Annotated in this window: 8 protein-coding genes; 2 read left to right on the plus strand and 6 right to left on the minus strand. The window is 75.6% G+C overall.

Annotated features, from left to right (window positions below):
* From AB0C87_RS14665 to AB0C87_RS14690, 6 genes are read right to left on the minus strand one after another with little or no spacing between them, the layout of a single operon-like run.
* Entirely contained in the window at nt 1–1194 is a 1194-nt protein-coding gene (locus AB0C87_RS14665) for a VWA domain-containing protein (RefSeq protein WP_345182294.1), read from the minus strand.
* Nucleotides 1191–3389 carry a DUF5682 family protein gene (locus AB0C87_RS14670; protein WP_345182296.1) on the minus strand — a complete coding sequence of 733 codons (2199 nt, stop codon included), beginning with the start codon at nt 3387–3389 and terminating at the stop codon, nt 1191–1193. Before AB0C87_RS14670 ends, AB0C87_RS14665 begins: the two co-directional genes overlap by 4 nt.
* Nucleotides 3386–4471, minus strand: a complete 1086-nt coding sequence (locus AB0C87_RS14675) for an AAA family ATPase (RefSeq protein ID WP_360577861.1) — start codon at nt 4469–4471, stop codon at nt 3386–3388. Before AB0C87_RS14675 ends, AB0C87_RS14670 begins: the two co-directional genes overlap by 4 nt.
* A gap of 44 nt (nt 4472–4515) precedes the next feature.
* Complete coding sequence (locus tag AB0C87_RS14680; RefSeq protein ID WP_353833212.1) at nt 4516–6027, minus strand: DUF5691 domain-containing protein; 1512 nt, start codon at nt 6025–6027, stop codon at nt 4516–4518.
* Nucleotides 6024–7466, minus strand: a complete 1443-nt coding sequence (locus tag AB0C87_RS14685; protein ID WP_360577812.1) for an SWIM zinc finger family protein — start codon at nt 7464–7466, stop codon at nt 6024–6026. The genes AB0C87_RS14680 and AB0C87_RS14685 overlap by 4 nt, the downstream gene beginning before the upstream one ends.
* 57 nt (nt 7467–7523) lie before the next feature.
* Nucleotides 7524–8291 (minus strand): M50 family metallopeptidase, encoded by a 768-nt coding sequence (locus AB0C87_RS14690; RefSeq protein ID WP_345182303.1) that lies wholly within the window; start codon nt 8289–8291, stop codon nt 7524–7526.
* Between the two features lie 271 nt (nt 8292–8562).
* Between AB0C87_RS14690 and AB0C87_RS14695 the strand changes: the two genes are divergently transcribed.
* Complete coding sequence (locus tag AB0C87_RS14695) at nt 8563–10722, plus strand: hypothetical protein (RefSeq protein ID WP_360577814.1); 2160 nt, start codon at nt 8563–8565, stop codon at nt 10720–10722.
* A complete protein-coding gene (locus tag AB0C87_RS14700) occupies nt 10722–11717 on the plus strand; it encodes a MoxR family ATPase (protein WP_360577816.1) in 996 nt (331 codons plus the stop codon). The genes AB0C87_RS14695 and AB0C87_RS14700 overlap by 1 nt, the downstream gene beginning before the upstream one ends.

The raw sequence follows: 11717 nt of genomic DNA on the forward strand, positions 1-11717 counted from the left end.
TCACCGGTCCGGTGCGGCGCGCTCTGACCACTCCTTGAGGTCGCGGCGTTCGATGGCGGCGGCCATCAGCCCGGGGAAGGCGTCGGGGGTGCACGCGAAGGCCGGGACGCCCATCGCGGCCAGGGCCGCCGCGTTGTCGTGGTCGTAGGCGGGCGCGCCCTCGTCCGACAGGGCGAGCAGGACGACGACCTGCACGCCCGACGCCGTCAGCGCCGCGACCCGCTGGAGCATCTCGTCGCGGACGCCGCCCTCGTACAGGTCGCTGATCAGCACGAGGGTCGTCTCGGCCGGTCGCGTCACCAGGCCCTGGCAGTACGCGACGGCGCGGTTGATGTCGGTGCCGCCGCCGAGCTGCGTGCCGAACAGCACCTCCACCGGGTCGTGGAGCTGGTCGGTGAGGTCCACGACGCTGGTGTCGAACACCACCAGCGACGTGCGCAGCGACCGCATCGACGCCAGCACCGCCCCGAACACGCTGGCGTACACCACCGACGCCGCCATCGAGCCGCTCTGGTCGATCGCGAGCACCACGTCCCGCTTGAGGGCCTGCCGCCGCCTGCCGTACCCGATCAGCCGTTCCGGCACGAGGGTGCCCTGGTCGGGCAGGTAGTGGCGCAGGTTGGCGCGGATCGTGCGGTCCCAGTCGACGTCGGCGAGCCGCCTCGGGCGCAGCACCCGCGCCGACCGGTCCAGGGCCCCGCCGACGGCCGAGCGGGTCTTCTGCGCGAGCCGCCGCTCCAGGTCGCGCACGACCGTGCGGACCACCGCGCGCGCCGACTCCCTGGCCTTGTCGGGCAGCACGCGGTTCAGCGACAGCAGCGTTCCGACGAGGTGGACGTCGGGCTCGACCGCGTCCAGCATCTCCGGCTCCAGCAGCAGCCGGGTGAGGTCGAGGCGCTCGATCGCGTCCTTCTGCATCACCCGCACGACGCTCGACGGGAAGTAGGCGCGGATGTCGCCGAGCCACCGGGCCACGGAGGGCGCCGAGTCGCCGAGCCCGGCGCCGCGCCGCCCCGGCCGCGGCCGCCCCTCGCCGCCGCCGGCCCCGTAGAGCCGCTCCAGCGCGCCGTCCATGCGGACGTCGTCGCCGCCCAGCGTCACGCCGGTCCCGTCGGCCTGGTCGCCGCCCAGCACGAGCCGCCAGCGCCGCAGCCGGTCGTCCGCGCTCTCGCCGGTCGCGCTCTCGTTCGTCATGCGGGGCTCTCCCATCCGAGGATCCGCAGGGCCGTGGCGGCCGCCGGGGCGGCCCGGGCCTCGTCGACGTCGTCCTCCGGCGGCCGGTCCCGCCCGGCGGGGGCGCGGCCCCGCCGGCGGAGCCGCTCGCCGATGGCGCGGCGCTCGGCGGCGGGGTAGGCGCCGAAGGTGCGGCGCAGGAGGGGCAGGACGTCGGTGAACGAGTCGGCGGGCAGGCCGGCGATCCACCCGTCGACGAGCCGCAGGAGCGCCTCGTCGTGCAGGAGCAGGAGGCCGCCGCCGGCGAGGAAGCCCTCGACCCAGGCGGCGGCGCGGTCGGGCGCCGCGCCGGTGGACACGGCCCGCGCCATCCGGTCGGGGACGTCGTGCAGCCGCCCGGCGTCCAGCAGCAGGCGGGTGAGGCGCCCCTCGATGAGGCCGTGCAGGGCGTCCGGGCGGCCGAGCAGGCCCTCCAGGGCGCGGCGCCAGCGCTCGACGTGGCCCTCGTCGGCGAGCAGGGACAGGGCGCCGTGGACGGCGTCGACGTGCCCGAGGAACTCGCGGGCGGCGTCGTCGTCGAGCCCGGTGATCGCGGGCGGGAGCCCGACGCAGACCCGGACGACGAGGCCGTCGACCACCGTGCGGAGCGGGCCGGTGGAGGTGCCGCGGACGTCGCCGTAGCGCAGCGCGCGCACCAGCGCGGGCATCGCCGCCATCAGGTGCGCGACGTCGGTGTCGACCGCGGCGCGGTCGGCGAGGGCGCGCATGACCGCGGGGAGCGCGTCGCCGAGGTCGGCGAGCAGGCAGCGCTCGGCCACGTCGGTGAGGTCGGCGAGGGCGGCGGCGCTCTCGGCCGCCTCCCGCGCGCGGGCGGTGCTCGCGCCGCGCACGGTGGTGCCCCACGCGCTCGCCTCGATCAGCTCCACGTCGAACTCGGGCCGCCAGAGCAGCGTCCACGTCTCGCGGAACGTGCCCTTGGAGCGGCTCTCCGACGGGACGCCCCAGTTCACGTCCAGCATGCGGAGCCGGTGCAGCAGGCGGCTGCGCTCCAGGTCGGTGGGTTTGCGCAGGTCGAGGTCCTGCTCCTTCTCAAGGGCGCTCGGCCTGAGCCTGAGCCGCCGCTGCTCGGCCTGGAGGTCGCGCTGCAGCGGCACCATCGGGGTCCGGTCCGGGACGGCGCCGAGCCGCTCGCCGACGACCATCCGGTCCTGGATGAGCCGGACGGGCAGCTCGGCGCCCTCGCACAGGACGGCCCGGGTCGCCTCGGTGACCTCGTCCAGCCCGGCGAGGGGGCGCCCGCGCAGCGCGGCCAGGGCCTCGGCGAGCCGGACGGCCTCGATCACGTGCGCGGAGGAGACGTGCAGGTCCTCCTCGCGCAGGACGCGGGCGGCGGCGGTCAGCCAGCGCTCGATCGGGCGGTCGCGGGCCGCGAACAGATGGTGGTACCAGCCGGGGGAGCGCACGCCGGCGCCGTAGCCGGACCGGCCGGCGAGCCGCCCGTGCGTCCACGGCACCCACGTCATGGCGACCTTGGTCTTCGGCAGGCCGCGTAGCGTCCGGTCGTCGCGGCTCGCCGGGACCTTGGCGCGCAGGGCCGGGACGTGCCACGCGCCGCACACCACGGCGACCCGCTCGTGGCCCTCCTTGAGGGCGCGGCGCACCGTCCTGCGCATGTGGGCCTCGCGCTGCTCCTCCCGGGCGGCCGGTTCGAGCTCGCCGCGCAGCTCCGCCATGGCCTCGGCGATGGCGGGGAACGGGGACGGGCCGCCGTGGCGGTGCTCGACCACGTCGTCCCACCAGCGCTCGGCGTCGTCGTACCCGGCGGCCTTCGCCAGCCAGCCGAGCGGGTCGAGCCGGATGCCCTCCTCGGGCGGCTCCTCCTCCTCGGCGACGAGCTGGTTCGCGGCGGGCAGGTCGCAGAACCGGACGGGCACGCCCGCCGACAGCGCGTACCTGATCGCCTGCCATTCCGGGCTGAACTCGGCGAACGGCCAGAACGCGGCCCGGCGGTCGCCGTCGGCGGGTGCGGGGGAGTAGGCGAGCAGGGCGACCGGCGGCACCATCCCCGGGTCGCCCGCCAGCTCCACGATCGCGTCGGCCTCGGGCGGCCCCTCGACGAGCACCGCGTCCGGCTTGAAGTCCTCCAGCGCACCCCGCAGCGCGCGGGCCGACCCCGGCCCGTGGTGCCGGATGCCGAAGACTTCGACCTGGCTCAAGAGACCTCCCGGCAGGCGCGGTAGAAGTCCCGCCACTCGGGGCGGTCCCGGACGACCGCCTCCAGGTACTCCTGCCACACGACGCGGTCGGACACCGGGTCCTGGACGACGGCGCCGACGAGCCCGCCCGCCACGTCGGCGGCGCGCAGCACGCCGTCGCCGAAGTGCGCGGCCAGCGCCAGCCCGCTGGTGACCACCGAGATGGCCTCGGCGGTGCTGAGGGTGCCGCTGGGCGACTTCAGCTTGGTGCGCCCGTCGGCCGTCGCCCCGGACCGCAGCTCCCGGAACACCGTGACGACGCGCCGGATCTCCTCCAGGCCCGCCGGGCTCTCGGGCAGCTCCAGCCCGGCGCCGATCTGGTCGACGCGGCGCGCGACGATCGCGACCTCGTCCTCGACGGACTCCGGCAGCGGCAGCACGACCGTGTTGAACCGGCGGCGCAGCGCGCTGGACAGCTCGTTCACGCCGCGGTCGCGGTCGTTGGCGGTCGCGATGACCGTGAAGCCCTTGCGCGCCTGCACCTCGGTGTTCAGCTCGGGCACGGGCAGCGTCTTCTCGGACAGGACGGTGATGAGGGCGTCCTGGACGTCGGAGGGCATCCGGGTCAGCTCCTCGATGCGGGCGACGGAGCCGTGCCGCATCGCGCGCATCAGCGGGCTCTCCACGAGCGCGCGCTCCGAGGGGCCCTCGGCGAGCAGCCGCGCGTAGTTCCAGCCGTAGCGGATCGCCTCCTCCGCCGTGCCCGCCGTGCCCTGCACGAGCAGCGTGGAGTCGCCGCTGATCGCGGCGGCGAGGTGCTCGGACACCCAGGTCTTCGCCGTGCCGGGGACGCCGAGGAGCAGCAGCGCCCGGTCGGTCGCGAGCGTCGCCACCGCGACCTCCATCAGCCGGCGCGGCCCCACGTACTTCGGGGTGATCGCCGTGCCGTCCGGCAGCTCGCCGCCGAGCAGGTACGCGGTGACGGCCCACGGCGACAGCCGCCAGCCGGGCGGCCGGGGCCGGTCGTCGTGCTCGGCCAGCCGCGCCAGCTCGGCGGCGTGCTCCTGCTCGGCGTGCGGCCGCAGCACGGCGCCCGCGGTCAGCGCGGGGGAACCGTCCCCGAGGCCCGCCGGGCCTGCCTCTTCGGTCACTGGTCAAGCTCCTTCAGCATCTCGTCGCGGAAACGCAGGGTCGCGACCAGGTCGGTCACGGCCCGCGGGGCGGCCGGTCCGAGGGCCGCCAGGCGGACCGCGGCGGCCGGGTCGAGCCGCTGGTCGGCGAGCCGGCACAGCTGCGTGATCAGGTGCTCGTCACGGCGGGTGGGGCGCTCGGCCGACGCGCTCAGCGTCTCGACCACCGCGGCGGCGAGCGGCCCGGCCCACGGACCGGGCACCCGTTCCAGGACCCGCAGCAGGCCGGGCCGCCCCTCCACCCAGCGGATCAGGTCGGCCGCCGCCGGGTCGCGCTCCGGGCCGGGCAGGACCGACAGCAGGTCGGCGAGGGCCTCCGGCTCGTCGACCATGACGCCGCCCCTGAGCAGCGCCCGCGCCCAGCCGGTGTCGCGCTGGCCGAGGGCGGCGCGGGCCCAGCCGATGTGGACGTCGCGCCCGTCGGAGTCGGAGACGGGCAGGCACACGATCTCCATGGGCGGCAGCCCGAACAGCTCCGTCCAGGTGGACAGCGGGGTGCGGGCCAGGATCTCGCGCAGCCACGCGGCGCGCGTCCCCACCGGAGCGCCGCCGCCGCGCGGCGCGAACGACCCGGTCGGGTGGAACGGGACGCCGTCGCGCGCCATGTCCTCGTCGTGGGCGTCCGGCGGCTCCACCCGGATCCACGTCTGCTTCCGGCCCTGGACCGTGCGCTCCTCGGCGGTCAGGCAGGCTCGGGCGCGCGCCGCCATGCGCTCCCCGTACGCCGAGCCCGGCACGCGGGCCAGCAGGTCGGACGCGATCTGCCGGACGTCCTTGCCGCGGTCGCCCAGGGCCGCCTCCAGGAACTCCTCGTCGTCGAGGGAGAGCCCGTGCCCGAACGTGGCGAGGAACGCCGCGCGGTCGGGCGCCGGCTCCTTGGCCCAGGTTCCCCGGAGGAGCTCCCGCGCGCGCTCTGGCTCGGTCTCGCGAAGCATGGTCAGGTAGGCCACCCGCCGGTTGCGCGTCCCGGTCTCCCACACTTCGGGGCCGCCGCCGGGGTCGTCGCCGGAGCCGACCAGATAGGCCCAGTCGGTGTTCTGGAGGGCCAGCCACACGCCGCGCCGCCCGCACGCCCGCGCGATCGAGGGCCGCAGCATCCGGTCGCTGCGCCCCCGCTCCAGCAGCTCGGGAAGGGACTGGGCGGGCACCCGCAGGCCCCGGGCGGCCGCCGCGTCCAGCCATTCGGGCAGCACCCGGATCTGCTCGCCGCCGAGGATCCGCCGCAGCCGGGCCGCCGCCGCCCTCGGCACCGCCGGGACGTCCTCCACCGGGGCCAGCGCCACCGGCTCGGGCGCCGCGCCCGCCGGGACGCGCCCCGCCCGCCGCCGGACGGCCAGCAGCGCCGCCTGGTCGAGCAGGCGCCCCGCCCTGTCGGCGCCGCCGTCGGGGGGCGCCTCCGCCAGGACGGGCGGGTCGCGGCGCTCGGTGCCCAGCAGCGCGGCGGTGACGTGCTCGTCCCACGCGGTCACAGGACCACCGTCCCCTCGTCCTCGTGCCACGCGGCCAGCGGGCGCAGGCCGCGCGGGCGCCATTCCCCGGCCAGGGTGACCGGCCCGCCGCCCGACAGCGCGAGCAGCCGCCACGGATCGCCGATCCGCAGCGGCAGCGCGTCTCCGGCGCCGTCGACGACGTACAGGTCTCCTTCTCCGGTGCGCGCCAGGCGGACGTCCGCCAGCGTCGCGGGCCAGCGGTCCAGCCACGGGTCGAGCGCGACGGCGGCCGCGTGCTCGTCGAGGAAGCCCCGGACGGACGTCCCCGCGGGCGTGGCCCGCATCGGCGCCCCGTACCGCTCGGCGACCAGCGCCCGCAGCGGCTGCGCGCCCGGATAGAAGACCAGCTCCGCATCGATCTGCATACCCACCACGAGGGAACCGTCCAGGGACGTGCCCGGCGCGGCGAAGGACAGCACGAGCGCGGGACGCCCCGTCCGGCCGCCGCGGAGCCACACCCTGCGCGTGGTGAGCAGGTCTTGCGCGGTGTCGCGCGACCCGGTGACCGACCACAGGTCCCGCACGCGCTCCCCGCCGGACAGCACCTCCTCCTGCGGGACGGTGAAGCCGACCCGCGAGCGGACGGTCTCGCGCAGCCCCTCGGGCAGCTCCTCCCGCCGCTGGTAGGCCCGGACGAGCAGCCGCAGCAGCGCGTACTCCTCCAGCAGGCGCCCGGGCCAGCCGGGCCGGCGCGGGATCGCGGCCAGGCCCCTGACCGGCCCCGCCAGCGCCCCCGCCTGGGCGTCGACGAGCCGCCGCGCCGCGTCGTCCCACAGCCGGTAGGGGGCCTTCTCCGCCTGGGCGAGGCCGTGCGCGACCTGGTCGCGGAGCCACTGGTCGAGCTCGGCGAGCCCGTCGTCGACCCGCCTGGCCCGCCGCTCCGCCGTCTTCGGATCGCGGGCCTTGGCCGCCGGGGCGGGGCGCCGCTCGGCCGCCCGGCCGGCGCGCTCACGGCGGTCCTCCAGCCACTCGGCGACCCACGCGGGACGCGACCCGCCCTCGGCGCCTTCCCCCGCGGCCCCCGGAGCGCCTTCGGCTCCTACCTCTGCGGGGGGACGACCCCCCGCGGCCCCCGGAGCGCCTTCGGCTCCTACCTCTGCGGGGGGACGACCCCCCGCACCCCCCGCATCGCCTTCGGCTTCTTCTATGAGGCCGTCGGCCCACAGGAACAGCAGCGCCAGGGCGTGCTTGCACGGGAACTTGCGGCTCGGGCACGTGCACCGGAACGCCGGGCCGGTCAGGTCGGCGCACGTCCGGTAGGAGGACTTGCCGCTGCCCTGACACTCGCCCCAGACGGCCTCGCCGTCGCACCCCGTCCCCGCCCACCTGGCGGGCTTGGCGACGCCGCCCGCCGCCCTGGCGGACGACGCGTCGGGCGCGAGCCCGAGCACCTGCTCACGAGACCACCGATCCCTCACACAGCCGAAACTATCGGCGCCCTCGGACAGTCGGCGCCATCGCGGCCCGGTCCGGCGTCAGCCCACCCCGCCGAAGCCGGGCGGGGTGGGCAGGTCGGGCAGCGAGACGTCCGGGATGAGGAGCGCGCCGCCCGCCAGCAGGGCCAGCAGGGCGGTGGCGGCGAACAGGCCCACCCAGGCGAGCCCGGGGACGCCGGTGAGGTGGTGGAGCTGGTCGGCGTCGGAGCTCGGCGCCATGTGCCGGGCCCGCATGCGCTGCAGCTCGATCACCGGGCGGGTGCCGGCCAGCAGCAGGAACCAGGCGGCCAGGTAGGCGAACCCGGCCTGCACCGTGGCGCTGCCCAGCCACGACACCGCGAAGACCACCGCGCCCGTCACGATCACCGAGAGCGCCCCGTAGGCATTGCGGATCATGATGAGCATCGCGGCGAGCAGGGCCAGGGTGAACCACAGCATCAGCGTGATGCGGCCGTCCTCCAGCAGCAGCGCGAACAGCAGCCCGAGCAGCGGCGGCGTGACGTACCCCGCCATCGCCGTGAGGATCATGCCGGGGCCGTGCGGCTTGCCGCGCGACACGGTCACGCCCGAGGTGTCGGAGTGCAGCTTGATGCCGTCCAGCTTGCGGCCGGTGACCAGCGCGACCAGCGCGTGCCCGCCCTCGTGCGCGATCGTGACGGTGTTGCGCGCCATCCGCCAGGTCGGGCCGTGCACCACCGAGGCGAGCGCCACGAGGCCGACAAGGGCCACCAGCCACCACGGCGGATCCGGCTGCGTTCCCGTCACCCGGTGCCACAGGTCGGCGATGCTCACGTTTTCCACGTCCACCTCGGAGTCGTCGTCGCGATGCCCAACACTAGGACGTCCCGGATAACGTTCGCGTTCGGATCTCAGACCGACGGACCGGGGCAAGCCGCAATCCCTTGCCCACAACCGATTGATGTCATGGCGGATCGCCCGTCACCCGCCGGACCGGCATCGATCTACCAGGCCGATCTCCGCAAACCCATTCCGGAGCGCCCCGTATTGCCGTTAAGGTGCCTTCGCGCCCCGGGTCAGCGGTTTCCCGCTCCCGGCGCGCCGAGAGGGTGAGCGGGGATTGAACGGGGACCGATCCTCCGCGCGGACCACCGGCCCGCGCGGTCATTACCGATTCTTCCGGCGTGACAGGCTGACGGGCCAGATCGCCGCCGGGCTGGTCGGCGTGCTCGCCGTGGGCGCGCTCGTCTACGGCGTGGGCACCGCCAGCGCGCGGTACCGGCTCTCGGACGTGGGGGCCTGGCTGAGCGCGAGCGGCAAGGGCCTGGTCGTGCACGCCAACGGGCTGGCCGGCAAGGTCGACGGCAAGACCCCGGTGGTGCCGCAGATGCGCGGCCACCGCATCAGGATCGTCCAGGACGGCGCCACGGTGCTGCTGGTCGACGAGGAGACCGGCGTCGTCAGCCGGATCGACCCCTCCCAGCTCAAGATCACCAAGAGCCGGCAGGCCGGCGGGCCGGGCATGCAGGTGCTCTCCGGCGCCGGCGCCGCCTACACCGTCGACCTCGTCAAGGGCTCCGTCCAGCAGATCGACCCGGTGACCCTGGCGCCGGTCGGCTCCCCCGCGACCCTCACCGCGCCGCTCGGGCAGGCGGGCATCGACGCCGACGGCGCGCTCTGGGTGCCCGTCCCGCAGACGGGCCGCGTCGTCCCGTTCAGGTCGGGCCGCCAGGGCGAGCCCGTCGCCGTCGGGAAGGCCGGCGACCGCCTCGCGCTGACGATCGCCGCCGGACGGCCCGTGATCACCGACAGCACGTCCGCCACCGCGCTGATCGTCCGCCCCGAGGGCACGCAGCGGGTCAACCTGCCCGCGCCCGTCACGCGGGCCGCGGACGGGGTCAAGGTCCCGGCGGTCGCCGACGGGCAGATCGTCCCGATGCTCGGCGCGGGCGGCTCCCTCTACCTGCTGGACACGGGCGTCGGGCGGGTCGACTCGGTGGCCCTGCGCGTGCCGGACCACCACGCCTTCGAGCCCCCGAACGTCCTCGGGCAGCGCGTCTACCTGCCCGACCGGACGTCCGGCCGGCTGCTGGTCTTCAACACCGAGCGCAACGCCTGGGAGCGGCCCGTCGCGGCCGCGCGGCCCGGCGGAACGATCGAGATGCTCGTCCGCGACCACATGCTGTGGGTCAACGACCCCGACGGCCCCACCGCCCTCGCCTTCGGCCCGGACGGCGGCGTCAAGCGCATCGAGAAGTACGACGACAAGGTCCCCGGCAGCGCGCGGCGCCCGCTGCCCGTCCAGGCCAACCCGGGAGGCGGCCAGGGCAACCGCAACCGCGGCGGCACGGGCAACGGCGGCACCACCACCGTCACGCCGCCGAGCAGGCCCGTCAGGCCTCCGGTGAAGAAGGACCCCACCGCGCCCGACCCGCCCACGCCCGCCGCGTCCGGCGACAACGGCTCGATCAAGGTCCGGTTCACGGCGGCCGCGCAGCCGCAGGGCGTCTACCCGGTGACCCGGTTCGTCCTGCTCGGCCAGAACGGCAAGCCGGTCGCGGGCGCGAGGCCGGCGCAGTTCGCCGGGGCCGTCCAGGGCGGGACGTTCTCCGTCGGCGGCCTCACCTGCGACACGACCACCCACGTCTACAAGGTGGCAGCCGAGTACAGGGGGAAGGACGGCAAGCCCGCCTACAGCGAGTCCGGCGAGGTCGCCGCCACCGCCTGCACCGCCCCCGGCCCGCCGACCGGCCTCAGCGCGACCCCGGTCAACCACGGAGCGGACCTCCGATGGGCCCCCTCCGCCGGCTTCGACGTCACCTACGACATCACCTGGAACGGCGGATCGGCCTCGACCAAGGCCACCTCGCACCAGGTCAGGAACCTCGCCAACGCCAGGACGTACACGCTGAGGGTGACGGCCCGCAACGGCGCCGGGTCGTCCACGGCGGTGAGCGCGTCGGCGGACCTCAACCCGGACGCGCATGCCCAGCCCTACTCCGGCCACAACAACGACAACACCAACACGTGGCTGCACACCGGTCCGGGCACCGGCACGCCGCGCAACGGCCAGTTCCCCCAGGGCTTCACGGGCCAGGTGACGGTGTACTGCCAGCAGAGATCCGACACCGTCACGGACCAGAACAACCCCAGCCTCGTCAGCAACGTCTGGGACAAGATCGAGTACAACGGCCAGACGCGCTGGGTCAGCGACCTCTACGTGAACACCCCCGGCTCGAACTCGGGGACGTTCTCTTCGTCACTGTGGGAGTGCACCTGATGACCGAGAACCCCGGGACGACCGCGGCGGTGGACGCGGACGCGCTGGCCGGGCGGTTCGCGCAGATGTTCGCGGCGCTGGCGGGCAACATCGAGCGGGTCGTGCGCGGCAAGCGGGAGAAGGTCGAGCTGGCGCTGACCTGCCTGCTGGCCGAGGGGCACCTGCTGGTCGAGGACGTCCCGGGCGTCGGCAAGACGACGCTGGCGCGGGCGATCGCGGCGTCCGTCGAGGCCAAGTGGGCGCGCATCCAGTTCACGCCCGACCTGCTGCCCAGCGACATCACCGGCGTGTCGATCTTCAACCAGGGGACGGCCGAGTTCGAGTTCCACCCTGGACCGATCTTCGCGAACCTTGCCGTGGCCGACGAGATCAACCGCGGCTCGCCCAAGACGCAGTCGGCGCTGCTGGAGGTCATGGAGGAGCGCCGGGTCACCGTCGAGGGCGTCCCGCATCCGGTGCCGCGCCCCTTCATGGTGATCGCCACGCAGAACCCCGTCGACATGGACGGCACGTACCCGCTGCCGGAGGCGCAGCTCGACCGGTTCCTGATGCGGATCTCGATGGGCTACCCCGACCACCAGGCCGAGGTGGCGCTGCTCGCCGGGGCCCCGACCGGCGCGGTGCTCGACCAGATGCCGCCGGTGCTGAGCCGCGAGGACCTCGCCCGGATGATCGAGTTCGCGCAGCGGCTGCACGTCGCGCCGCCGCTGTACGACTACCTCGTGCGCGTCGTCGCGGTCACCCGCGAACACCCGGACCTGCGGCTCGGCGCGAGCCCGCGGGCCGGCATCGCGCTGCTGCGCGCCGCGCGGGTGCGGGCGGCGGCGGCCGGCCGCTCCTACATCGTCCCCGAGGACGTCAAGGCGCTCGCGGTGCCCGTCATCGCGCACCGGCTGATCGTCACGCCGGAGGCCGAGCTGCGCGGGCGCTCGGGCGCCGACGTGGTCGCCGAGGCGCTGGGCGACGTGCCGACGCCGCAGGCCGCCGGGGTGTGA

It is taken from the genome of Actinomadura sp. NPDC048021 (assembly GCF_040653135.1).
GTDB classification, from domain to species: Bacteria; Actinomycetota; Actinomycetes; order Streptosporangiales; family Streptosporangiaceae; genus Spirillospora; species Spirillospora verrucosospora.

Excerpts from the sequence above, each read along its gene's own strand:
- AB0C87_RS14665 (WP_345182294.1), bottom strand. The coding sequence starts at position 1,194 with ATGACGAACGAGAGCGCGACCGGCGAGAGCGCGGACGACCGGCTGCGG.
- AB0C87_RS14700 (WP_360577816.1), top strand. The coding sequence starts at position 10,722 with ATGACCGAGAACCCCGGGACGACCGCGGCGGTGGACGCGGACGCGCTG.